Source organism: Candidatus Tumulicola sp. (assembly GCA_035601835.1).
Classification (GTDB): Bacteria; Vulcanimicrobiota; Vulcanimicrobiia; order Eremiobacterales; family Eremiobacteraceae; genus DATNNM01.
On the sequence record DATNNM010000012.1, the window covers coordinates 174,799 to 197,500 of the forward strand.

Consider the following 22,702-nt stretch of genomic DNA (forward strand, 5'->3'; position numbering starts at 1 on the left):
GCGCAACTCTGCGCCGCGACCTCACTTCAATTCTGTCCTGTTGAGGCGGTAAGATCAGCGTGGAAGAAGAAAACGATCCTCAATCACCTTTAGAAGAATCCTCGGAAGCTCCGCCCAGACCTCCCACATACCGAACCCGCAACCGCGTCCCTCGACCGATGGAAATCGACGTCGATGTGGAGCGTCCGGCTCGCGTCGAGCGGCCCGAGCGCGCGGAGCGCCCCGAGCGCGTAGACCGAGCGGATCGGGGAGAACGCGCGGAGCGCCCGGATCGCGTGGACCGCAGCATAGAGCGCGCGGATCGCCCGGAACGCGGCGAACGTATGGAGCGCGGTGAGCGCCCAGAACGCCCGGATCGAGGCGAACGGTCCGAACGCTACGACCGCCCCGAGCGGTCCGAGCGCGGCGGAAGATACGATCGCGGGCGGCCGGATCGCGCCGGGCAACGCGTGTATCAGATGCGCCCGTATCAAGAACGCATCGAACCGCCGCAGCCGAAGACGTACGAGACCAAAGACGGCACGGTCATGAACATCCTGAACATCAAAGAGCTGGAAGAAAAAACGCGCACCGAACTCATCGAGCTCGCAAAAACGCTTGAAATCCCCGACCTGCAACGCATCAAGAAACAAGATCTTGTTTTCCCGATCCTCGAAGCGCAAGCAAAAGCCGCCGGTCTGAACTTTGCGACCGGTGTGCTCGAGATATTGCCCGAGGGTTATGGTTTTCTGCGGCGTGAGAACATGCGGCCCGGCCCGCACGATGTCTACATCTCGCAATCGCAGGTCCGGCGCTTCGAACTGCGCACCGGCGATCAAATCGCGGGGCTGATCCGCGATCCCAAAGACAACGAGAAGTATCACGGCATCCTCAAAGTAGAAGCGGTCAACGGCCAAGACCCGGAGGCGATCCGCGGCCGCGCGGTATTCGACAAACTCGTCCCGGTCTATCCCGACCAGCGCCTAAAAATGGAGACCTCGTCGCTCGAGATGAGCGGCCGCGTTTTCGATCTGCTTTGTCCGATCGGCAAGGGCCAGCGCGGTCTCATCGTGTCGCCGCCCAAAGCCGGCAAGACCACGATGTTGAAGAAGATCGCCAACGCCATCGCAGCCAATCATCCGGAAGTGGATCTCTTCGCGCTGCTCGTCGACGAGCGCCCCGAAGAAGTCACCGATATGCGCCGCTCGATCGAGGGCGAAGTCGTCTCGTCGACCTTTGACGAGCACCCGGACAACCACACGGCGGTCGCCGAGCTCACCCTTGAGCGCTGCAAGCGACTCGTGGAACTCGGTCACGACGTCGTCATCTTGCTCGACTCCATCACGCGCCTCGCGCGCGCCTGGAACCAAGTCATGCCGACGACCGGGCGAACGCTCTCGGGCGGCCTCGACACGAGCGCGCTGCACAAACCCAAGCGCTTCTTCGGCGCAGCGCGCAATATCGAGAACGGCGGCAGTCTGACGATCATCGCCACGGCGCTGATCGAGACGGGCTCGAAGATGGACGACGTCATTTTCGAAGAGTTCAAAGGCACCGGCAACATGGAGATCAACCTGGTGCGCAAGCTTGCCGACAGCCGCATATTCCCGGCGGTCGACATCAAGCGTTCCGGCACGCGTCACGAAGAACTGCTGCTCAGCGAGATCGAGCTGCGCAAGATCGTGATGCTGCGCCGCGCCACGGCCGTGCTCGGCACGCAGGAGATGACCGAGTTGATCCTCGAGCGCTTCCGGCGCACCGACAGCAACGAAGAGTTCCTGAAGTCGGTCACCAAGGAAGCCATGTCCATCGCCGGAGACAGCGACCGCTAAAAACACGTAGGACTTGCGACTCAACAAATACCTGGCCGATGTCGGCGTCGCGTCTCGGCGCGGCGCCGACGTTTTTATAAGAGCCGGTGCCGTGTCGGTGAACGGCAAGCGCGCGTCGCTTGGAGCAGACGTGGACCCCGCCGCCGACGACATCAGGCTGCACGGCAAACGCGTCGTCGCCACCGCGGAGACGCACGTCACGATCGCGCTGCACAAACCCGCCGGCGTCGTCACCACGATGCGCGACGAACGGGGACGCCCGTCGGTCGCCTCACTCATGCCGCCGGGGCGGCGTCTCTTCCCGATCGGACGCCTCGATGCAGCGACCACGGGCTTGCTGCTGTGCACGTCCGACGGCGAACTCGCGCGCGTCTTGATGCATCCGAAGTTCGCGGTCGAGCGCGAGTATGAAGTGGAAGTGGGCGGCGAACCCGGTGCCGCCGCGGTCGAGAAACTCGGTGCGCGCAAAGTGCGCGGCAATCCGAACGGCACGTTTTGTTTTTCCATGACGTTGCGCAGCGGCAAGAATCGCGAGATCCGTCGAGCGTGCGCGCAAGCCGGCCTGCGCGTCACCGCGTTGAAGCGCACGCGCTACGGGCCGGTGCGTCTTGGCCGGCTTCGCGCAGGCGATCATCGCGCGCTTGATTCAGCAGAAATTCAGGCCCTGCAGGCGCTGCTCACGGCGCACCGGAACCGGGGCTGATGACCGTCCGAGGCATCCGCGGCGCGATCACCGCGCCCGACAGCACGCCCAAAGACATCGTTTCGGCTACTGAAAAGCTGCTCGTGGCCATGGTCGGTGCCAACCGCGTTGAACCCGCGGACATCGCCGCGGTGTTCTTCACCACCACTGCCGATCTCCATCACGAGTTTCCCGCGGCCGCTGCGCGACAGCTCGGCTGGACCAAAGTGCCGCTGTTATGCGGCCGAGAAGTGGACGTGCCGGGAAGACTAAGAGCCTGCATCCGGGTTTTGATCCTGCTCAACACAGAGGCAAGCCAAGCCGACATCAAACACGTCTATCTTGACGGTGCTACCGTATTGCGGCCCGATCTTTCAGGCGAGGACGATCCGCAGACCGCCGGCACGACGTTCTAAAGGGATAATTATTTGATCATCGTCATCAAGCAGGGAGCCACCCCAGAGCAGACCCAGGCGGTCGTCGACAAAGTCACCGCGATGGGATACGGCGTCAACGTCTCCAAGGGCGCGGAGCGGCTCATCATCGGCGTGCTCGGCGTGCGCGAGAACAAGGACATGCTCGCCGCGCAACTGGCCAGCCTGCCGCAGGTCGAGCGGGTCATGCCGGTCAGCAAGTCCTTCAAACTGGTCAGCCGAGAAGGCGCGCCCGGCGACACGATCATCCGGCTCAAGGGCGGTGTCGAGATCGGCGGCACAGCCGTGCATGTGATGGCCGGGCCGTGCACCGTTGAAGGTCGCGATATGATGCTCGAAACCGCGGCGTGGGTGAAGAAGTGCGGCGCGACGCTGTTGCGCGGTGGCGCCTACAAGCCCAGCACGTCGCCGTATTCATTCCAAGGCATGGGCAAGGAGGGTCTAGAGATCCTCGCGGCAGCGCGCGAGCGGACCGGACTACCCGTGATCACCGAGGTCATGGATCCACGCGACGTGCCACAGGTGGAGGAATACGCGGATATCCTCCAGATCGGCGCGCGCAACATGCAGAACTTCAATCTATTGAAGGAAGTCGCCAAAGCGCGCAAGCCGATCATGCTCAAGCGCGGTCTGTCGGCGACCATCGAAGAGTGGCTGCTCGCCGCGGAGTATATCTATGCCGGCGGCAATCACGACGTGATCCTGTGCGAACGCGGCATCCGCACCTTTGAAACGGCGACGCGCAATACGCTTGACCTGAGCGCCGTGCCGCTGGTGAAGCAGCTCACGCACTTGCCCATCATCGTGGACCCGAGCCACGCCACCGGCAAATGGGATCTCGTCGCGCCGATGGCACGCGCCGGGCTGGCCGCCGGGGCTGACGGATTGATCATCGAAGTCCATCCCAACCCATCCGAGGCGCTCAAGGATGGATTCGAGTCGCTGACGTTTGACAACTTCGCTGCGCTGATGGAGGGACTCAGGCCGATCGCGCGCGCCGTGGGCCGGCCGCTGGCATCGGACGCAGCCGCCCTCGCGTGAACCGGCAAAGCATTGCCATCATCGGCACCGGACTGATCGGGGCTTCTCTCGGCCTTGCGTTGCGCCGAAAATCAAGCGCTATCGTCGGATGGGACCGGAAACGTGCAAACGCACGCGAGGCAAAACGGCGAGGAGCGATCACACGCATCGCCGCCAGTCTTGAAGACGCAGTGCGCGATGCTGCCGTAGTCGTGCTCGCCGCGCCCCTTCCCGAAATCCTGAAAATGCTGCCGCGCGTTCTCAGGATGGCGCGCTCCAGCGCGCTGGTCATCGACGTCGGCGGGCTCAAAGTGCCGGTCGTGCGCGAAGCGGAGCGAGCGCTGCGCCGACAAAGCCGGACTAAAGTCCGGCATACCACAGCTCGCGCGCGCAACGCATACTTCGTCGCCGGCCACCCCCTCGCAGGCAACGAGCGCAGCGGTCCGGGCGCGGCGCGTGCCGATCTTTTTCAAGGCATGCCTTTTGCGTTGTACGCTCCAGCTCAGCCGGAGCGCGCAAGCGCACGAAGGGCAGCCGAGCGCTTTGTGCGCCGTCTCGGCGCCAAGCCCGTGTGGGTTCCGCCGGCGGAGCACGATCGCATCGTATCCGTCACCAGCGCCCTGCCTCAGCTCGCCTCGACCGCTCTTGCGCTCGCATGGCGCGATGCCGGCGGACCGGCGGCGGGAAAACTCGCCGGGCCGGGCCTCCGAGGCGCAACGCGGCTCGCCGATTCGCCGTTCTTAGTATGGAAGGCCAGTCTCCTCGGCAACCGCGGAAACGTGCGGAGGGCATTGCTGGCGCTGAAGCGCCGGGTGGATATGCTCGCCAAGGCTCTGAACGGCAGGCACGAGCGCCAACTCGCCCAACTTTTTGCGGCTGGAGCCGGTGCAAGACGGCGGATTCTGCAACCTGCCCGGAGAAAAACGGCCGCCACCCATCGCTATTAATCATCCACAAGTAACGCGAAGGAGACCCATGCAATACCTGCATCGGAGCATCGCGGCCGCGCTCGTCGCAGTCGCCGCAAGCATCGTGACGTACGCCGGCAGTGCCCCCGCGCGCGCCGACTCGTACGTCGCTCCCAAATTCAAGAATCAGGTCCTGCCGGAATACCCGGATCAGGCGCGCACCGCGAACGAGATCGGCGAAGTACGCGCCAAGGTGCTCGTAACCCTGGATGGCAAGCCGAAGACCGTGGCCGTCTTCAAATCGTCCGGACACAAAGATCTAGACGATGCCGTCGTCGCCGCTCTCAAGAAATCGACGTACGTTCCCGCGAAGAGCAACGGCAGGGCGATCGTAGCGTTCTACGATCTCACCTACAAGTTCACGCTGCAAGGCGTCGCGCTCAACGAAGGCAGCACGGGCGACCTGGGCAAGAAACTCGCGGCGAACCCCGGCGACACCGCGACGCGGCTCGCCTACGGCACGATCCTCATCAACACCAAGAAGTTCGCGGAAGCCGAGGATGTGTTCAATAAGGGCGTCCAGCTATCGCCGAACAACGCGAAGATGTGGAGCCGCTTGGCTGTCGCCTACTACAACGACGGCGTTACCAACAAGGCCGACGCCAAGTTCAAGCCCTCGGCCGAAGCCTTCGATAAGGCGCTCGCGCTCGATCCCAAGGTCGAGTCCGCCAACACCGCGCCCGCAGCCTACGGGCGGTACGCCTACACGCTGCTTCAAGTCCGCGACTTCAAAGGCGCCACGCCTTACGCGCAAAAGGCGAGCAGCCTAGATCCTAAAGAGATCCAATACAAGATAGAGCTGGGTGAAGCACAGCAGGGTTCCGGCGACAGCAAAACAGCACTGGCGACATTCAAGACCGCGCAAGCCATGGACGACAAGAAAGTCGCCAACATCACCGCGCGCATCCTCACCGACATCGGCTTGACGGAACTCGACCTCGGGCAAGAAAGCGACGGCATCGCCGCGATCAACGAGGCCGAACGAGTCGCACCCGCCAGCCCTGACCCCTATCAGGCCCTAGCCTCATACTACATCCGCAAGGGCAAGTTGGACGCGGCCATAACCCCGCTGTCGCAGTTGGCGCAACTGCAGCCCAAGAATGCGAATATCCAAGCCGATCTCGGCGATATCTACGTGGCGAAGCGGCAGCTCGACCTTGCCAAAGCGGCCTACGCCAAAGCCCTCGCAATAGACCCAAGGAACGCCACCGCACTGCTCGGCTCCGCCCAAATCGCCGCCGCGCAGGGCGACTTCGCGGGGGCCGACGCGTCGCTGCAGCAAGCCATCGCCGCCGATCCCAAGAGCACGGCCGCTTTTAACGCGACGATTGCCACCGTGCTGCTGAATCAGCCGGCCAGCCGGCTCGACTACGTCTCCCCAGCGCTGAAATACGCGACCGCGGCGGTGAACGCCGACCAAAACTTCGCGAACGGATGGTACGATCAAGGCGTCGCGCTCGCCCGGCAGAACAAAAAGGACCAGGCGAACCTGGCTTTTCATAAAGCCTTCGATCTTTTCAAGGCGCAGAACAACCAAGACGGCATGCGCGCCGTGAATGATCGATTTAAGGAACTTAATGGTCAGAACATTTCAGGTTACGACCCCGGCCGCAGCGAGAGAACTAATCAAGCCGGCGGTCAAAACATGTAGATGTGTCTGAGCACACACTCGTTCGACCGCTTGTTTGCAGGGCCGACGGACCCCCCATTTCATCGGTAGGAACGGCCGCCGAAGCCGTGTAATCGAACACGGCGACGACGGCCGGGCGTCCTGCGCCCGCCTTCTGCGTTTTATGCGTTCCCGCAGCGCACCGAGGGTACAATCCCAGAATAATTGGCCATAAGGGGTATCCCACACCATGCAGTTATTTCAGGCCTTCTTCGACTTCCTCAACACCGGCGGCGTCACGATGTACGTGCTGCTGCTCCTGTCCATCGTCTCGTTGGGCATCGTGTTCGAGCGGCTGTTCTTTTTCTCAAGGCAGCATTCGGATCCGACGTCTTTGCTCAGGGAGATCGGTGAGCGAGTCGCGCGTGACGACATGAATGGCGCCATCTCCGTGTGCGATCGACACCGCGGCATGTTGCCCAAGATTTTGCAATTCGGGTTGTATCGGCACGAGAAGAGCCGCGCAGATATCTCCGACGCCCTATCGATCGGGTTGCTCGAGCAGTTGAACGCACTGGAGGCTAATCTGTCGATCATCGGCACGGTGGCGGTCATCGCGCCCTTCGTCGGCCTGTTCGGAACCGTGCTCGGCATCATCCGGGCGTTCAACGACATCGCGCTCAAAGGCAACTCGACGCCAGCCGTCGTGGCGGCGGGTGTTTCCTTGGCCTTGCTGACGACCGCCGCGGGCCTGGCGGTCGCGGTCATCGCCGTGATCTTCTTCAACTACTTCAAGTCGCGCATCAAGTCGTACAATCAGGAGATGATCGTCGCAGCGAACAAGCTTGCCGAAATGCTGCACTTCCACAACACAGGGTCGCCCATTCCGACCGAGCTGTACACGCCGCGATCCGCGGGGCGCGGGGGCGCACCGTCACCGGCGCCAAGGCCATCGGGACCTCCGACAGGATCGTAAACGTCCGTCTGTAGCGCCGGGGCCTCATACCCCCGGAGACGACGCTCCGAGGGAAGCTCGGGTGCGCCAAGTCGTAACCTACGCGAGGAAGAGGCGAGAACATCATGGGTCTGACACAAGCAGCGCAAGAAACTGAGGTGATGGCGGAGATCAACATCACGCCGTTTTGCGACGTGCTGCTGGTCTTGCTCATCATCTTCATGATTCTCGCGGCGCTCGCAGCACCACCCGGTTTCCAAAAAGAGCTGCCGAAGAAGAACGACCAGCCGCAGAAGATCCAGCAAAGCCAGTTGAAGCATCAGATCACCGTGGAGGTCAACGCGACCAACCGAATCTTCATCGATGGGAAGGTGGTCCCGATCTCCAACCTCTACCCCGCGATGTCCGATGCGGTGGCTTTTCACAAGGCGCACGCAGCGCAAGGCTTCCTGACCCATATCTCGCTGATCGCCGATGCGGCGGCTAGCTATAACACCATTATCAAGATTCTCGACGCTGCACGCCAGGCGGGCGACGACGACGTCGGTTTCGTCACGCAGTAACTGGAGAGAATAGCACTATGTCAATGGTGGGATCGAACCCCGAAGAAGATGTGATGTCGACCATCAACATCACGCCGTTCTGCGACGTGCTGCTGGTCCTGCTCATCATTTTCATGATCTTGACGTCCCTGTTGAAACCGCCGCCGGTGCCGTTGGTCAATAACAAGCTCAAGGTCACCAACTCGCCGATCGTCGTGATCATCGGCCACGATCCGAAGGACAACAAGGACACGATCCAAGTGGGCGCCGACTACATCCAACCGGCGGACATATACCAAAAATTCAAGGACTACTTCATCCAGTTCAACCAGACGCAGACCGACATCATCATCAAAGCCGCTCCGACGGCGCATTACGGAACGGTGCTCACCGTGATGGATGCCGCCAAGAATGCCGGCTTCAACCAGTTCGGTCTTGCGAACAGATTCCCGGGGCAGGCGGGCTCTAGCGACACATCAGGTTCTTCTCCATAGTCGTGGCGGGCAGAAAGGACGTTTGTAAGTGTCCACGACACCTATAGTTCCGCGTCCGGGACGCACTACGCCCGCGCTCTTCACGAAGCGCGAATGGTACTCACTGGTCTATCTCACGATTGGTTTCATCATCTTGTCAGCCGTCATGCACTTCTTCTTTGGAGCGGTGAGCGAGCGCTTTTTCCCGAAGTTCAAAGAAGAGGCGACGCCACCGCCGCAAAAAGTCGTGGTGCAGACGCTGATCAAGCCGCCGCCGTCGCCGACGCCGACGCCGAAAGCCACGCCGACCCCGCCACCGACCCCGACGCCGCCGCCGTTGAAAAACACGCCGCCGCCGCCGAAACTCAAGCTCAACGTCGTCAAGACGAAGAGCCAGGGTGGCACCGGACCAGCTGAGATCTCGTACACGCCGCCGCCGAAGGGCAGCGAGAACGGTATCCCGCTAGGCGTCGCCACCACCGCGCCGACATTCGCGCCGACGTCTGCGCCGAAGGGACCCACCAACATCACGGATGCAGAGCTGCTTCACCGCGTGATTCCGGATTATCCGGAGATCGCGAAGGAGCAGGGCATCCAAGGCACGGCAATCGTCGAGGTCACGATTTCGCCGAGCGGAGGGGTTCTCTCGGTGAAGATCCATCAAAGCTCGGGGAACGCGCTGCTGGACAACGCGGCGATGAGGGCGGCTCGCGACAGCTCGTACAAACCGCCCTCGGAGACGCGCGACTATCTCATCGAGTACCGGTTCACTCTCGGCGACTAAAATGTAGCGTTCCGAGCGAAGCTCGGAAGCGGGGGAACCGATGTCGATCGTTCAGGCGATCGCGCTAGGGCTTATCCAAGGCGTCGCGGAGCTGTTCCCGATCAGCAGTGCCGCGCATACGCTGTTGATCTCCGCGCTGCTCGGCTGGACGCCGCCGAGTTTGCCATTCGTCGTGATGCTGCACTTCGGAACGTTCTTGGCGGTCTTGGTCTATTTCGCGCGCGATTTCTGGCAACTCGTGGTCGGATTCTTCACCGGATTCGTGCAGCGATTCGCGCACCCGTACCAACGCCTGGCGCTGCTCATCGTCACGGGCAGCATCCCGCTTGCGATTCTCGGCTGGCTCTTGGAAAAGCGCCTGGAGCCGCTGTTCGGCAAACCGCTCTTCGCGGCGGTATGCCTGCTGGTGACCGGACTGGTGTTGTTCGCGGTAGAGCGCTTGCCCCAAGGATCGGGCGTGGCCGAGCGCCTGCCGTTTTGGCGCGCGTTTTGGGTGGGGGTCAGCCAGGTCGCAGGCTTAGTGCCGGGCGGCTCGCGCTCCGGTTTTTCGATCGCCGCGGGCATGCTCGCGGGTCTGACCCGCGAACAAGCGGCTCGTTTTTCGTTCCTGCTGGCAGGCCCGGCCATTCTCGGCGCGACGATTTTCGAGCTGCGCAAGATCGTGCATCACACGCCCGGCGCGGCCGCCGCTGAACCGACGCAGAGCATCGCCATCGGTTTCATCGTCGCCTTCGTGTCGGGGCTGATCGCCATCCGCTTCTTCATGCGCTTCGTGGACCAGCATCGCCTGACACCGTTTGCGGTCTATTGCTGGGTTTTCGGCCTGGCCATGATCGGGGTGTTCCTGCTCCGCGCCCACCACGGGGCCTGAGCTGGCGCCTCTTGCGATTCCCAGCTTGCTCGCTTATAATGAAGGTCGGGCGGGAGTCAGGAGGCCGTCATGGCCCAGGCTCCGCATGCACCAGGGCGATCCGAGTCCAATTCGAGTTTCATCAAGCGCGAACGTAAGACGATCGCGCTGTTTTCTGTGGCCTTCATAGGCGTTTCCGCGCTCACCCATTTCGCGCTGGGCGGCTTAGGGGCTGGAATTCGTTTTCCCACCCCGACTCCAGAGCCGATGCAAACGATTATCATCGAACCGCGTCCGGCAACGCCGACTCCGGCGCCTACACCCAGCCCCGTACTAACGCCGACCCCACCACCGCAGCGGCAGCAGCCGCAACATCAGCGACAACAGCCCCGGCCTGTTGTGACGACTCCCGTGATCCCGCCTAAACGGCAGGACGACACGGGTACGCCTGCGCCGGCGACCCCGACCGATGCGTCACCCGGCCCATCGATTGGAACGCCGGCGCCGGCGCCGGCGACGCCGGGAAGTTCGGCGGACGACGGCACGTACAAGGACGCGATGTTCCTCAACAAAGTCTCACCGGCGTACCCCGATTTCTGCAAGGAAAGCGGTATCCAAGGCGTCGTGATCGTGCTCGTGACGCTTGGTCCCGATGGTCGCGTGCTCGATGCGCGCGTCGAGCAGCCGGCGGGCTGCGGCGCGTTGGATCAAGCGGCACTGGAAGCGGCTCGCAAGAGCACCTACACAGCGCCGATGGTCAACGGCAAGCCGGCTACGCAGACGTATCGCATCGTCTATACTTTCCAAATGGGGGATTGATGCGATGAAGCCGCTGACATCAGCTGAACTGCCCATCCTCGCCGAGATCAACATCACGCCGTTCACCGACGTACTGCTGGTCTTGCTCGTCATCTTCATGATCCTGGCGGCGCTTGCGACGCCGCCGGGATTCCAGAAACAAATGACGAGCCCCGCTGGTCACGGTCCGCCGCCACTTTGCCGGCATCAGATCGACATCTCTGTCCACGCGAACGGGAGCGTCTGGATCGAAGGGCGCCGGATCGCGCTTGCCGCGCTGTACCCGGAGATCGCTTCAACGGTTCGGTTCCACGATGATCACAAGCGACAAGGCTATTGTCGTCACATCGCGCTGCTGGGCGATTCGAAAACGGACTACAACCTGATCTTGAAGGTGCTCGATGCCGCTCGTGCGGCACAGGACGACGACGTCGGTTTGGTCGTGCAACACTAGCACGCGATGTGGTATGCCGGACTTTAGTTCGGCACGCGCGAACTAGTCTTCGATGAAATCGCGCCGGCGTTTGAGCCACGTCCGCCCCGACGGCTCGGTGCGCATGGTGGACGTCGGCGCTAAGCCGGCGACCGCGCGCACGGCGGTCGCCGAGGCGGTCGTGCGCATGACACCGGGAGCGATGCGCGCGTTGCGTCGCGGTACGTCGAAAAAGGGTGACGCGCTCACGACTGCTCAGATCGCCGGCATCGCCGCGGCGAAAAAGACGGCTGACCTGATCCCGCTTTGCCATCCACTCGCCCTCACCCACGTCGATGTCGCGTGCACGATGAACCGCGACGATTCGGTCAGCGTGAGATGCACGGCGACGTGCAACGGCCCGACCGGCGTCGAAATGGAGGCGCTCACCGGTGCGGCTGTCGCAGCGCTGACGCTGTACGACATGTGCAAGGCGATAGATCGAAGCATCACGATTGAAAACGTGCGCCTGCTCGAGAAGAGCGGCGGACGCAGCGGACGGTACAAGCGCTCGTGAACGCGCGCGCGGCCGGCCGGCCTTGGCGTTTCGCGTTGGTCGTGCTCTCAGATAAAGCGGCGCGCGGCGAGCGTCAAGACGATTGTCTGGCGATCATGCGAGCGGGCCTTCCCGCGGGCAGCGACGTCGTCGCTGAACGCATCCTCGCCGACGATCGCCCGGGCATCGAAGCGCTTTTGATCGATCTCTGCGATAAGTCCGATGTCGATTGCGTGCTCACGAGCGGCGGCACCGGCCTAGGTCCGCGCGACAACACGCCACAAGCAACGCTTGCCGTCGCGGATTACGAAGTCCCCGGTTTGGCCGAAGCGATGCGCGCGGCGAGTCTTGGGCACGTGCGCACCGCGATGTTGTCACGCGCGGTCGCAGCTGTACGGCGCGCTACCCTCATCGTCAACTTGCCGGGAAGTCCAAAGGGCACTCGCGAAACGCTAGCCGTGATTGTGGACGTGATACCGCACGCGCTCGCGCTGCTCCGCGGCGAACTAACCGAACACGCGCCAAGTTAGGTGACGGCACCGTGAACTTCGCCATCGCACAACGGATACTGCAGACCTCTGCGAACGAAAGTGTGTCGCGCCGCCACCCAGGCCGGCTCGATCGCATGCGCGCGTTCCTCGGCCTCATCGGCAACCCCGAGCGGTGGGGGCCATCGATTCACGTCGGCGGCACCGCGGGCAAAGGCTCGACCGCATCCATGTGCGCGGCCATCCTCACCGCCGCCGGCTACAAAGTCGGCTTGCACACCAAGCCGCACCTTCGCTCCGAAACCGAGCGCGCGCGTATCGACGGCATCGCTATCAGCGAAGATCGATTCGCGCAAATCCTGGAGAGCATGCTGCCCGCCATCGAGCACATGGAGCTCACCGAGTTCGGCCGCCCGTCGTATTTCGAAGTGCTCGTCGCGCTCGCATTCAAGTATTTCGCCGAGGAGCGGGTCGACATCGCCGTGATCGAAGTCGGCCTCGGCGGCACCCTGGATGGTACCAACGTGATCTCGCCGCTCGTCTCGGTCTTGACCAACGTGGGGATGGATCACGCGGACGTGCTGGGAGACACGATCGAGGCGATCGCCACCGACAAGGCCGGCATTATCAAGAGCGCCACGCCTGTCATCACCGCGGCCGACCATCCGGACGCTTTGCGCGTGATTCGCGCCGTCGCCGTTGAGCGCGCAGCGCCGCTCTTGCTGGTGCGGGAAGCGGCGCGCATCGAACCGCGCACAGGCGCGGCGTACTCGGAGGCGTTCGCGGTCCGCACAGCGCGCCGAGAGTACGACATCGCGTTGCCGGTCATGGGCGAGTTCCAGTTGACCAACACCGCGACGGCCATTCTCGCATGTGAACAAATCGAGAGCCGATTCCCATTCGAGGCCGCGGCCGTGGAACGCGGTCTCGCGGAATTGGCGCTGCCCGGCCGGATGGAATTCTATCCGTCCAGCCCCTCGCTGCTTTTCGACGTCGCGCACAACGCCGAGAAGGCCGCCGCACTGCGCGACGGGCTGCGCCGCCATTTCTCAGGCCGACGCCTCGTCTTCGTGGTCGCGATCGCCGAGGGCAAAGACGCGGCGCACATGCTCGATGCGTGGTCCGAACTCCCGGCCCACTTCATCTTCACGGCGTTCGATGTTTCGCACCGTCAGCCGCTTCCGCCGCGCACCCTCGTCAACATGGCAGAGCAGCGCGGACAAGTCGCGCGTGCCGTAGAGGACCCGATCGAGGCGCTGGCGCTGGCGCGACGCATGGCAACCACCCACGACCTGGTCGTCGTCACCGGGTCGACGTTCCTCGTCGCCCGGTTGCGCGAGTGGTTTCTCGATAATTCCGGAGCGCACGATCGTGCCCGCGTTTAAACGAGACGCTCCACTCGCGCCGCTGGACGTGCGCGGGAGCACCTTCGCGTGGGGCTCGCGCACGTATATCATGGGCGTCATCAACGCGACGCCCGACTCATTCTCGGGAGACGGCACCGGCGACGACGTGGATCGTGCCGTGGAGCAGGCGCGCGCCTTCGCGCAAGCGGGCTGCGACATCATCGACATCGGCGGCGAATCCACGCGACCGGGGTACTCACCGGTTTCGGAATCGATCGAACGGGCACGCGTGATTCCGGTCATCAAGGGCGTGCGCGCGACGACGGACCTGCCGATCTCGATCGACACTTTCAAACCGAGCGTGGCTGGCGCCGCGCTCGAGGCCGGCGCGGACATGCTTAATTGCGTGTGGGGCGCGATGCCGGGGATCATCGGCATCGCCGCTGCGACGGCTGCACCGCTCATCATCATGCACAACCGCGCGAAGGCGGAGTACGAGGGCGACGTCGTCGCCGAGGTGATCGAGTCACTCGAACGCGACGCAGGAGATGCTATCGCCGCCGGATGCAAGGCGGAGCGGATCATCGTCGACCCGGGCATCGGTTTCGGCAAGACGGCGGAGCACAATATCGAGATACTAGGCCGCCTACTCGAGTTCGTAGCGCGGCTGCATCACCCGCTGCTCGTCGGCACCTCGCGCAAATCGTTCATCGGCAAGATCACCGGCTTGCCCGTCGATCAACGCGTCTTCGGAACGGCGGCCTCCGTCGCGCTGGCCATCGCAAGCGGCGCCGATATCGTACGCGTCCACGACGTTGCCGCGATGCGCGGCGTCGTCGACGTCGCTGACGCGATTTGCCGCGGTTCGCTGCGCGCGGCGCGCGTATGACACACGCCCGGGATCGCATTCGCATCAGCGGGATGCGCTTTTGGGGCAAGCACGGCGCAGCTCCGGGCGAACGAGAGCGCCAGCAGCCCATCGACGTCGATGTCGAGCTCCACATCGATTGCGAACCGGCGGCAAAATCGGATGACCTCAATGACACGGTGGATTACGACCGCATTTTTCACCACTGCGAGGCGATCGTCACGCAGCGCTCGTTCACATTGCTCGAGGCGCTTGCTGCGGCGTGCCTGAGCGAGATTCTCGCAGACGAGCGCATCAGCGAGGCGACGATTCGCGTGCGCAAGCCGCGCCTGCTGGACGGGGCCACGCCCGAAGTCGAACTGACCCGCAGCCGTTGACCATCAAGGGCGCTTGAACCGCTGCGGCGAAATAGAGAAGAGTGTCAGAGACTCCCAAAGACGGCAACGGCTCCATGGCCGCTTCGCTCCCGCGTTTCATCAGCGAGCGGGTGGCCCCGATCTCGCGCGCCTTCGCCGCCACGCCGCTGATGGAGCTTCGGGTCAGCACGCCCGAAGGCACTATCCGTTTGGTCAAGAGCGCAGATGGTGTGACGGCCGCGCGTCCGCACAGCCCAACCGTCAAAATGCCGCATCGTGCGCCAAAGCTCCACTTAACGAGCGACGAATCCGGCCGCCCGTACGACGTCATCAGCGCCGAGGTCGTCGGCATCTTCTCGTCAGCGACGGATCTTCCGGCCGAAGGCGAGCGCCTTGAAGGCGATCGCGTTCTCGGCAGCGTCGAGGCGCTCAAGCTGAAGCATCCGGTACGCAGCGGCGGACCATGCACGTTCATAGCGCAAGTCGCGGAAGAGGGCCAAGCGGTGGACTTCGGCGAGGCGCTATTCGTCGTCGATCGCGCCGAGAAGCAAGCACCGAAGGCGCCCGAGCCGGCGCGCGCGGAAGAGCCACCGGAACTCCTCGAGCCGCCGCGTTTGTAGTGCCGGGGGCTCATACCCCGGTTTCCGTAACGGAGCCATGGTGTTCGACAAAGTCCTGATCGCCAACCGAGGAGAGATCGCACTGCGCGTCATTCGCGCGTGCAAGGAACTCGGCTGCAAGACCGTCGCCGTCTTTTCGGAAGCGGATCGCGACTCGCTGCACACCCGTCTGGCTGACGAGGCGTACTGCATCGGTCCGGCCCAGGCGTCGCGCTCCTACCTCAACATCCCGAACATCATCAGCGCGGCCGAGGTGGCCGGCGCCGATGCGATCCATCCCGGCTACGGCTTCCTCGCCGAGAACGCGAACTTCGCGGAGATCTGCACGTCGCACGGCTTCAAGTTCATCGGACCGGCCGCATCCGCGATCGCGCTCATGGGCGACAAGGCATCGGCGAAGCGCCGCATGCACGAGGCGGGGGTACCCGTCATTCCCGGCTCCGGCATCATCGATTCCGATAAAGACGCAACGCGCTTTTGCGCAGAGGCGGGCTACCCCGTGCTCATCAAGGCGACCGCAGGCGGTGGCGGCAAGGGCATGCGCATCGTCGGGCGTGAGGCCGATCTGTCGGCCGGCGTCGCCGCAGCGAGCGGCGAGGCGCAAGCCGCGTTCGGCGATGGCCGCGTGTACATCGAAAAGCTCCTGCTGCGCCCACGCCACATCGAAGTGCAAGTACTGGCCGATGAATTCGGGCACGTCGTGCACGTCGGCGAGCGCGATTGCTCCATGCAAAAACCCGGCCATCAAAAACTGCTCGAAGAAGCGCTCGCGCCCAATCTCGATCCCAGCGTGCGCGCTGAGCTGTGCGCCGCTGCGGTCAAGGCATCGCGCGCCGCGGATTACGCCAACGCCGGCACGCTCGAGTTCCTCGTCGCGGAAGACGGCGGCTTCTACTTCATGGAGATGAACACGCGCATCCAGGTCGAGCATCCGATCACCGAGGTGGTCTATGGCATCGACCTGGTGCAATGGCAGATCCGTATCGCCTCGGGCGAGCGGCTCACGCTGCGGCAAGAGGATCTCGTGCCGCGCGCTCACGCGATCGAGTGCCGCATCAACGCAGAAGACGTGGACAACAAATTCCGGCCCGCTTCCGGCAAGCTCGGTCTGGTCGAGATGCCCGGCGGACCGGGCATCCGCGTGGACACAGACCTGTACTCAGGCGCTGAGGTGCCGCCGTTCTACGACTCGTTGCTGGCGAAGATCATCGCATTCGATCGCGATCGAGAGGGCGCGCTGGCGCGCATGCGGCGCGCGCTGACCGAAACGGAGATCAACGGCGTGGCGACCACCGTCGGGCTGCATCAGCGCATCCTCGCCGCGCCGACGTTCATCGCGGGCAAGACCTACGTGACCTGGCTGCGCGAGGAACTGCTGCAACCCGCGCCCGTCGGCGTGTAGGCCTCTCATGGCGCTCGAACGTCGCGAACATCGCATCGCGCTTGAGATACTGTACGCCGCGGTCATCGGCAAGGCGCCGCTCGAGGAAGCGCTCGAGCAGGCGCGCAGCGGGGTCGGTGTCTTTGGGCGGGGCGATGAGGCCGCGCGCGAAGATCCCTACGAACCGGTATACCCGGCCGTCGACCAACGCGTCGACGCGCCGAAGCCCACCGACTGGGATCTCGTGGAATCGCTGGTCCGCGGCACGCTCGAGCACCGAAGCGAGCTCGAGGCGCGCATCGAACCGTTGCTGAAGCGCTGGACGCTTGAGCGAGTGTCAGGCGTGGACAAGCTCATCATGCTGCTTGCCGCATACGAGCTGTGCTACCGCGCCGACATGCAGACGACGGCCATCATCAACCACGCGGTCGAGCTCGCACACCGTCTGTCCACCGAGCGCAGCGGCGAGTTCGTGAACGGCGTGCTCGACGCGCTCGCGAAGACGCCTAAATCATGAAGCGCAGAAACCAAGCGCGACTGCGCACCATCCTTCTGGTCCTGACGCTCGTGCTCTTAGTCGGCATTCTCGCCGGCGTCGGCACAGTGGTCGGGCTGGTCTCGGCATACGGTCAGAACCTGCCCAACATCGACCGCTTAGCAGACGTCGCACCCTCCACCACCACCACACGCATCCTCGCGCGCGACGGCACGCTGCTGGCCCGGCTCTACGATAAGAATCGCGTCTACGTGCCGATCACGGAGATCGCGCCGGTCATGAAACAAGCGATGGTCGCCAGCGAAGACGAGCGCTTCTACGAGCACCGTGGCGTCGACATGCGCGGCGTCATCCGGGCGGCCGTTGCGGATTTCCGGCACGAACAGTTGACGCAGGGCGCCAGCACCATCACGCAGCAGCTCGCGCGCACGCTGTTCTTGAATCAGCGCCAGACGATCGCGCGCAAGGCCCAGGAAGCGCTGCTCGCCATCGAGCTCGAGCGCTATTACACCAAGGATGAAATCCTCGAGCGCTATCTCAATCTGATCTACTTCGGCGCGGGCGCCTACGGCGTGCAAGCCGCGAGTCATGCCTACTTCGGCAAGGACGCTTCCAAACTCACGCTGCCCGAAGCCGCGATGCTCTCCGGCATCGTCGCGGCGCCGTCGCTTTACTCGCCATACGAGAATCTCACAGCCGCCAAGGAGCGTCAGCAGCGCGTGCTGGATCGCATGGTATCGCTCGGCGAGATCACGCAGGCGCAAGCCGACGAAGCGGCCGCGCAAAAACTGCGCTTCATCGGGTCGGCGCCGACCGGCGTCGATGCGTATCGCTATCCGTACTTCACGACGTACGTCGTGGACCAACTCTACAAGCAGTTCGGCACCGATCAAGTGCTGCGCGGCGGGCTCACCGTGTATACCACGCTCAATCCGAAGCTGCAGAAGATCGGTCAAGATGCGGTGACCCAACTGGTCGAGCAGGGCCGCAGCGAAGGCTACGGCATGCATGAGGGGGCGCTGGTGGCGGAGGATCCGCGCAGCGGCGAGATCCTGGCCATGATCGGCGGCATCGGGTTCTCGCAGAAAAATCAGTTCAATCGCGCGTGGCAGGCGCGCCGCCAACCCGGCTCTTCCTTTAAAGGCTACGTCTACTCGACCGCCGTTGACCGCGGCACACCCGTCTCCACGATCTACCAAGACGCGCCGGTCACCTATGCGGCCGGCGACGGCTCAGACTACAGTCCGCTGGATGACGATCATCGCTACCTCGGGTCCATCAATCTGCGCACAGCATTCGCGTTGTCGCGCAACATCGTGGCGGTGAAGCTCGCCAACGACATCGGCATCTCCAATGTTGTGGACTACGCGCACCGCATGGGAATCACGGAGGACCTAGAAGCCGATCTGTCGCTGGCGCTGGGCACCGCCGTGGTCTCGCCGCTCGACATGGCCTCTGGTTTCTCCACGATCGCCAACGGCGGCGTCTACACGCCGCCGGTCGCCATCCGCTACGTCACCGACCGCTTCGGCTCCACCGTCCTGGACAATCGTTTCCCGCAACGCCACGTCGCTTTGTCCTCGGGCGCGGCATACATCATGACGACGCTCATGCAAAGCGTGATCGAGGAGGGCACGGGCTACCCCAACGCGATCATCGGGCGTCCGGCGGCCGGCAAGACCGGGACGACGTCGAGCTTTCGCGACGCGTGGTTCATCGGGTTCGTGCCCCAGTTGACGGCGGCCGTTTGGGTGGGGAATGACGACTACACGCGCATGTACGAGTCGTATGGCGGTAATGTTCCCGCGCGCACCTGGGCGCGTTTCATGAAAGCCGCGCTCGCCGGTGTGAAGCCGCAAGACTTCGAGGTGCCGCCCGACGTCGCAAAAGTCCGCGTCTGCGGTGGCGGCAATTTCCGCGCGCCAGCCGGCGCCGGCGGCAGAACCGAGTGGTTCTTGCCCGGCACCGAGCCGCTCGCCTATTGCACGGCGCCGAAACCTTCGCCCTCGGCCTCGCCGGGATTGACGCCCGCTACGGATCAGTCCGCTACGGATCAGCCTGTTGCTCAGCCTTCACCTTCGCCCTGACGCGCCGGCGCTAACGGTCAGCGAGCTTTCGCGGGCGATCGCGAATGCGCTGCGCGATCGTTTTCCGTTTGCGGTGCGGGTCGTCGGTGAAGCCTCGCGCATCTCGTTCAGCGAGAGCGGGCATGTCTATTTCCGGTTGAAAGATGCCAACGCCGTCATCGAGTGTTTGGTGTGGCGCGAGACCGCCGAGCAGCTCGACGTGCGCTCTTTGTTGAACGAAGGCGCTGCGGTCGAGATCTTCGGCGAGGTCCGCACGTATCCCAAACGCAGCGAGTATCAGGTGGTCGTGGGGTCCATCCTTCCAGTCGGGCTGGGCGCACTGTACCGCCGCCTGGAGCAGCTCAAGGTCAAGCTGCGCGATGAAGGCCTGTTCGACGAGACCCGCAAGCGACGGCTTCCTTCATTTATACAGCGGGTGGCGGTGGTGACCAGCCGCAACGCTGACGCGCTGCAGGACTTCATCGAGACGGCCCGCGCGCGCGGGGCTCACGTTTCGATTTTGCTCGTCCATGCGCCGGTGCAGGGCGAACTGGCCGCGCCCGAGATCGCGCGCGCCGTGCGCCGTGCCGGCCGCCTAAACGTCGATGCAGTGGTGGTGACGCGCGGCGGCGGCTCGCTGGAAGATCTGTGGGCGTTCAACACGGAGGTCGTCGCGCGGGCGATAGCGGCCTGCGCCCGGCCGGTGATCAGCGCCGTCGGACACGAAAGCGACATCACCATCGCTGACCTCGTCGCGGACGTGCGCGCGGCGACGCCCACCGCCGCCGCCGTCCTCGTCGCCGCAGAGCGCAACGCGCTGTTGACGCGGCTCGCCGAGCTAGCACGAAGTCTTCGGCGGCTGCTCGTGCGCCGCTCGATGGATTCCGCGCAGGCCCTCGACGGTCTCGTGCGCGCACTGCAGCGCGGCGACCCGCGACGACGCCTCGCCGAAATGAGCCGGCGGGCTTTGGAAGCGCAGCGCCGCCTGCGTCGCGCGATCGAGGCGCGCTTGCGGGAGGGCCGCGCGAGCGTCGAAGCTTGCGCCTCGACGCTTGAGGCGCTTTCTCCGAGCAGCGCGCTGCAGCGTGGATACGCGATCGTGTTCGACAAGCAGCACGGCGTCGTCACCGATGCCGCTCGAACGAAGGTCGGCGACCCGCTTGCGATCATGTTGAAACGCGGAAAGTTGGACGCGACCGTAACGGCGAAAAAGGAAAAGCATGACCAAGACGACCTCTCATGATGTAGGGTCTCGAGCGCCTGCGCGAGGCGAAGGGCCCTCCTTCGAGACCGCGTTAGCCCGGCTCGAGCAGATCGTAGAAAAGCTCGACGAGGGCGATTTGCCGCTCGCTCAATCGATCGCGCTCTTCAAGGAAGGCACGGCGCTCGCAAAACGTTGTCGCGCGTTGCTCGCCGAGGCAGAAGTGCACGTCAAAGAAGTCTTGAGCGGCAGCGACGACGCCGAAGCCGCCGCCGCCGAAATCGACGAAGACGAAGAAGAAGAAACGCACGATTGACTCCCAACGCCCGCCGACTGGATGTGGCTGTTGCCGAACAGCTCGGCGCATCGCGCTCCCACGCGCAGGCCCTCATCATTGAAGGACGCGTGCGCGTGGACGGCACCCCGGCATCGAAGGCCGGCGCGCTGGTGGCGGAAAAGGCGCTCATTGAAGTAATCGAGGATGCGAAATACGTCGGTCGCGGCGGCCTGAAATTGGAGCGGGCGCTCGACGAGTTCGACTGGTCCCCCGCGGGCCTGCGTTGTCTTGACGTCGGCGCTTCGACCGGCGGTTTCACCGACTGCCTGCTCCAACGCGGCGCCGCGTCGGTCACGGCGGTCGACGTCGGATACGGCCAGTTGGCGTGGTCGCTGCGCAACGACCCGAGCGTGAGAGTCATCGAGCGCTGCAATTTTCGCAACGCAGACCCGGTCGAGCTCGGGGCGCCCTTCGCGTTCGTGTGCGCGGATGTTTCGTTCATCTCGCTAGCCAAACTCGCGCCGGCTTTCGCCGGCGTGCTCGCTGACGAAGGCCGGCTCATCGTGCTCGTCAAGCCGCAGTTCGAGGCTGGCAGGCAATGGGTGAAGCGCGGCGGCGTCGTGCGCGACGACGAGGGGCGACGCGAGGCGATCGAGTCCGTCATCAGCGCCTTCGCGGAAGCCGGCATTCTGGCTGAGAAGCTCACCCACTCGCCGATAAAAGGCCCCGCCGGCAACATTGAGTTCCTCCTTGGAGCGCGCTTCAAACCGAACGCCGCGCTCAAATCGGATGTAGTGTTCCGAGCGAGCGAAGCGAGCTCGGAGGTCCCAAAGCTCGACGTGGCGGGTGCCGTGAAAAAGGCTAACGAAGCGCTCTAGCATATGAGCGACGGCGGCAAGATCACCATCTCGAACCTCGCGCTGTATGTCGACACGGAGCGTCAAGACGCCATCGCAGCCGCGAAGAGCGTCGCTACTATCGTGCGCGAAGCCGGCGTGAAGCTGGTGCTCGGCGAGGAGCAGGCCGCCAAGCTCAACCTCAACGGCGCGGGCGCAAAGACGTTCCCCTCACCCGGCGACTTGCTCGTCTCCATGGGCGGCGACGGCACGCTCCTTCGCGCCGCGCATCTGGCCGCGCCGCTTGGCATCCCCGTGGTCGGCGTGGACTTCGGACGCGTAGGTTTTCTGACCGAAGTCGGGCGCGAGAACTTCGACGGCGTGATCCGTGGACTGCTCAAGGACGGCGTCGACACCGAAAATCGCACTGCGCTTGAAGCCAGTCTGGTGGGCAAAAAGGAGTGCTACTTCGCGGTCAACGATATCTACCTCGATCGCAGGCAGCGTGGCAACATCGTCACGTTCAGCATCAACATCGGCGGCGAGCAGGTTGCGGACATCCCCGCGGACGGCATCGTCGTCGCGAGCCCGACCGGCTCGACTGCATATTTCTTGTCAGCCGGCGGCCCGATCATGGCGCCTGGACTTGACGCCTTCGGCATCGCCCCGATCTCCCCGCACACGTTGTTCTCACGTCCGCTCGTGGTGTCGGCGCAGGAGACGATCCGCATCAGCCTGCCCGCCGACTCGCGCGGCGCGAATCTGTTCGCGGACGGCAAGCTCGAAACCGAAGTGCCGCCCGGCTCGGTGGTCGAGATCGTGCGCGCCGCTCAACCGGTGAGATTCGCGCGCCTCGACAAGCGCCATTTCTTC

Annotated in this window: 27 protein-coding genes (1 of these 27 cut by a window edge); 26 read left to right on the plus strand and 1 reads right to left on the minus strand. The window is 63.9% G+C overall.

Annotated elements, in window-relative coordinates; all coding sequences use genetic code 11:
• Positions 1-89 precede the first annotated feature (89 nt).
• The gene (locus VN934_08545) at positions 90-446 is read right to left on the minus strand and encodes a hypothetical protein (protein ID HXM18852.1); all 357 of its coding nucleotides are present in this window, start codon (positions 444-446) and stop codon (positions 90-92) included.
• A 12-nt stretch (positions 447-458) separates the two neighbouring features.
• On the opposite strand from VN934_08545, the gene rho reads away from it, so the two are divergent.
• From rho to VN934_08675, 26 genes are all read left to right on the plus strand, one after another.
• The gene (gene rho, locus VN934_08550; protein ID HXM18853.1) at positions 459-1,811 is read left to right on the plus strand and encodes a transcription termination factor Rho; all 1,353 of its coding nucleotides are present in this window, start codon (positions 459-461) and stop codon (positions 1,809-1,811) included.
• A gap of 13 nt (positions 1,812-1,824) precedes the next feature.
• Complete coding sequence (locus tag VN934_08555) at positions 1,825-2,514, plus strand: pseudouridine synthase (protein ID HXM18854.1); 690 nt, start codon at positions 1,825-1,827, stop codon at positions 2,512-2,514.
• Positions 2,514-2,909 (plus strand): chorismate mutase, encoded by a 396-nt coding sequence (gene aroH / locus VN934_08560; GenBank protein ID HXM18855.1) that lies wholly within the window; start codon positions 2,514-2,516, stop codon positions 2,907-2,909. Before VN934_08555 ends, aroH begins: the two co-directional genes overlap by 1 nt.
• Before the next feature lie 12 nt (positions 2,910-2,921).
• Positions 2,922-3,968, plus strand: a complete 1,047-nt coding sequence (gene aroF / locus VN934_08565; GenBank protein HXM18856.1) for a 3-deoxy-7-phosphoheptulonate synthase — start codon at positions 2,922-2,924, stop codon at positions 3,966-3,968.
• Positions 3,965-4,894: a prephenate dehydrogenase/arogenate dehydrogenase family protein gene (locus VN934_08570; protein HXM18857.1), complete on the plus strand. Its 930-nt coding sequence runs from the start codon at positions 3,965-3,967 to the stop codon at positions 4,892-4,894. Before aroF ends, VN934_08570 begins: the two co-directional genes overlap by 4 nt.
• 28 nt (positions 4,895-4,922) lie before the next feature.
• On the plus strand, positions 4,923-6,566 hold the full coding sequence (locus tag VN934_08575; GenBank protein HXM18858.1) for a TonB family protein: 1,644 nt from the start codon (positions 4,923-4,925) through the stop codon (positions 6,564-6,566).
• A 208-nt stretch (positions 6,567-6,774) separates the two neighbouring features.
• The gene (locus tag VN934_08580; protein HXM18859.1) at positions 6,775-7,500 is read left to right on the plus strand and encodes a MotA/TolQ/ExbB proton channel family protein; all 726 of its coding nucleotides are present in this window, start codon (positions 6,775-6,777) and stop codon (positions 7,498-7,500) included.
• Positions 7,501-7,604: 104 nt separating this feature from the next.
• Complete coding sequence (locus VN934_08585) at positions 7,605-8,042, plus strand: biopolymer transporter ExbD (protein HXM18860.1); 438 nt, start codon at positions 7,605-7,607, stop codon at positions 8,040-8,042.
• A 53-nt stretch (positions 8,043-8,095) separates the two neighbouring features.
• A complete protein-coding gene (locus tag VN934_08590; protein HXM18861.1) occupies positions 8,096-8,515 on the plus strand; it encodes a biopolymer transporter ExbD in 420 nt (139 codons plus the stop codon).
• Between the two features lie 28 nt (positions 8,516-8,543).
• Positions 8,544-9,278, plus strand: coding sequence for a TonB family protein (locus VN934_08595; protein HXM18862.1), 735 nt, complete (start codon positions 8,544-8,546; stop codon positions 9,276-9,278).
• A gap of 40 nt (positions 9,279-9,318) precedes the next feature.
• The gene (locus VN934_08600; protein ID HXM18863.1) at positions 9,319-10,149 is read left to right on the plus strand and encodes an undecaprenyl-diphosphate phosphatase; all 831 of its coding nucleotides are present in this window, start codon (positions 9,319-9,321) and stop codon (positions 10,147-10,149) included.
• A 390-nt stretch (positions 10,150-10,539) separates the two neighbouring features.
• A complete protein-coding gene (locus VN934_08605) occupies positions 10,540-10,947 on the plus strand; it encodes an energy transducer TonB (GenBank protein HXM18864.1) in 408 nt (135 codons plus the stop codon).
• Positions 10,948-10,951: 4 nt separating this feature from the next.
• Positions 10,952-11,380 carry a biopolymer transporter ExbD gene (locus VN934_08610; GenBank protein HXM18865.1) on the plus strand — a complete coding sequence of 143 codons (429 nt, stop codon included), beginning with the start codon at positions 10,952-10,954 and terminating at the stop codon, positions 11,378-11,380.
• Positions 11,381-11,432: 52 nt separating this feature from the next.
• Complete coding sequence (gene moaC, locus VN934_08615; protein ID HXM18866.1) at positions 11,433-11,915, plus strand: cyclic pyranopterin monophosphate synthase MoaC; 483 nt, start codon at positions 11,433-11,435, stop codon at positions 11,913-11,915.
• Entirely contained in the window at positions 11,912-12,424 is a 513-nt protein-coding gene (locus VN934_08620; protein ID HXM18867.1) for a MogA/MoaB family molybdenum cofactor biosynthesis protein, read from the plus strand. Before moaC ends, VN934_08620 begins: the two co-directional genes overlap by 4 nt.
• 11 nt (positions 12,425-12,435) lie before the next feature.
• On the plus strand, positions 12,436-13,767 hold the full coding sequence (locus VN934_08625) for a folylpolyglutamate synthase/dihydrofolate synthase family protein (protein ID HXM18868.1): 1,332 nt from the start codon (positions 12,436-12,438) through the stop codon (positions 13,765-13,767).
• The gene (folP, locus tag VN934_08630; GenBank protein HXM18869.1) at positions 13,754-14,617 is read left to right on the plus strand and encodes a dihydropteroate synthase; all 864 of its coding nucleotides are present in this window, start codon (positions 13,754-13,756) and stop codon (positions 14,615-14,617) included. The genes VN934_08625 and folP overlap by 14 nt, the downstream gene beginning before the upstream one ends.
• Entirely contained in the window at positions 14,614-14,973 is a 360-nt protein-coding gene (gene folB, locus VN934_08635; protein ID HXM18870.1) for a dihydroneopterin aldolase, read from the plus strand. The genes folP and folB overlap by 4 nt, the downstream gene beginning before the upstream one ends.
• Positions 14,974-15,014: 41 nt before the next feature.
• Positions 15,015-15,572, plus strand: a complete 558-nt coding sequence (locus tag VN934_08640; GenBank protein ID HXM18871.1) for a hypothetical protein — start codon at positions 15,015-15,017, stop codon at positions 15,570-15,572.
• Positions 15,573-15,609: 37 nt separating this feature from the next.
• Positions 15,610-16,974 carry an acetyl-CoA carboxylase biotin carboxylase subunit gene (gene accC / locus VN934_08645; protein HXM18872.1) on the plus strand — a complete coding sequence of 455 codons (1,365 nt, stop codon included), beginning with the start codon at positions 15,610-15,612 and terminating at the stop codon, positions 16,972-16,974.
• A gap of 7 nt (positions 16,975-16,981) precedes the next feature.
• Entirely contained in the window at positions 16,982-17,470 is a 489-nt protein-coding gene (gene nusB / locus VN934_08650) for a transcription antitermination factor NusB (GenBank protein ID HXM18873.1), read from the plus strand.
• Positions 17,467-19,536 (plus strand): PBP1A family penicillin-binding protein, encoded by a 2,070-nt coding sequence (locus VN934_08655; protein ID HXM18874.1) that lies wholly within the window; start codon positions 17,467-17,469, stop codon positions 19,534-19,536. Before nusB ends, VN934_08655 begins: the two co-directional genes overlap by 4 nt.
• Positions 19,511-20,758: an exodeoxyribonuclease VII large subunit gene (xseA, locus tag VN934_08660; protein ID HXM18875.1), complete on the plus strand. Its 1,248-nt coding sequence runs from the start codon at positions 19,511-19,513 to the stop codon at positions 20,756-20,758. The genes VN934_08655 and xseA overlap by 26 nt, the downstream gene beginning before the upstream one ends.
• A complete protein-coding gene (xseB, locus tag VN934_08665; GenBank protein HXM18876.1) occupies positions 20,736-21,032 on the plus strand; it encodes an exodeoxyribonuclease VII small subunit in 297 nt (98 codons plus the stop codon). The genes xseA and xseB overlap by 23 nt, the downstream gene beginning before the upstream one ends.
• Positions 21,029-21,871 (plus strand): TlyA family RNA methyltransferase, encoded by an 843-nt coding sequence (locus VN934_08670; GenBank protein HXM18877.1) that lies wholly within the window; start codon positions 21,029-21,031, stop codon positions 21,869-21,871. The genes xseB and VN934_08670 overlap by 4 nt, the downstream gene beginning before the upstream one ends.
• A gap of 3 nt (positions 21,872-21,874) precedes the next feature.
• Positions 21,875-22,702 carry the 5' portion of an NAD(+)/NADH kinase gene (locus tag VN934_08675; protein ID HXM18878.1) on the plus strand. It continues 66 nt past the right edge of the window, so 828 of the gene's 894 nt are visible here — the first part of the coding sequence; its start codon is at positions 21,875-21,877; its stop codon lies off the right edge, out of view.

Coding starts and splice junctions, on each gene's coding strand:
- xseB (HXM18876.1), top strand. CDS start 20,736: ATGACCAAGACGACCTCTCATGATGTAGGGTCTCGAGCGCCTGCGCGA.
- accC (HXM18872.1), top strand. CDS start 15,610: ATGGTGTTCGACAAAGTCCTGATCGCCAACCGAGGAGAGATCGCACTG.
- VN934_08575 (HXM18858.1), top strand. CDS start 4,923: ATGCAATACCTGCATCGGAGCATCGCGGCCGCGCTCGTCGCAGTCGCC.
- folB (HXM18870.1), top strand. CDS start 14,614: ATGACACACGCCCGGGATCGCATTCGCATCAGCGGGATGCGCTTTTGG.
- VN934_08585 (HXM18860.1), top strand. CDS start 7,605: ATGGGTCTGACACAAGCAGCGCAAGAAACTGAGGTGATGGCGGAGATC.
- VN934_08590 (HXM18861.1), top strand. CDS start 8,096: ATGTCGACCATCAACATCACGCCGTTCTGCGACGTGCTGCTGGTCCTG.
- VN934_08610 (HXM18865.1), top strand. CDS start 10,952: ATGAAGCCGCTGACATCAGCTGAACTGCCCATCCTCGCCGAGATCAAC.
- nusB (HXM18873.1), top strand. CDS start 16,982: ATGGCGCTCGAACGTCGCGAACATCGCATCGCGCTTGAGATACTGTAC.
- VN934_08655 (HXM18874.1), top strand. CDS start 17,467: ATGAAGCGCAGAAACCAAGCGCGACTGCGCACCATCCTTCTGGTCCTG.
- rho (HXM18853.1), top strand. CDS start 459: ATGCGCCCGTATCAAGAACGCATCGAACCGCCGCAGCCGAAGACGTAC.
- VN934_08600 (HXM18863.1), top strand. CDS start 9,319: ATGTCGATCGTTCAGGCGATCGCGCTAGGGCTTATCCAAGGCGTCGCG.
- aroH (HXM18855.1), top strand. CDS start 2,514: ATGACCGTCCGAGGCATCCGCGGCGCGATCACCGCGCCCGACAGCACG.
- VN934_08580 (HXM18859.1), top strand. CDS start 6,775: ATGCAGTTATTTCAGGCCTTCTTCGACTTCCTCAACACCGGCGGCGTC.
- moaC (HXM18866.1), top strand. CDS start 11,433: ATGAAATCGCGCCGGCGTTTGAGCCACGTCCGCCCCGACGGCTCGGTG.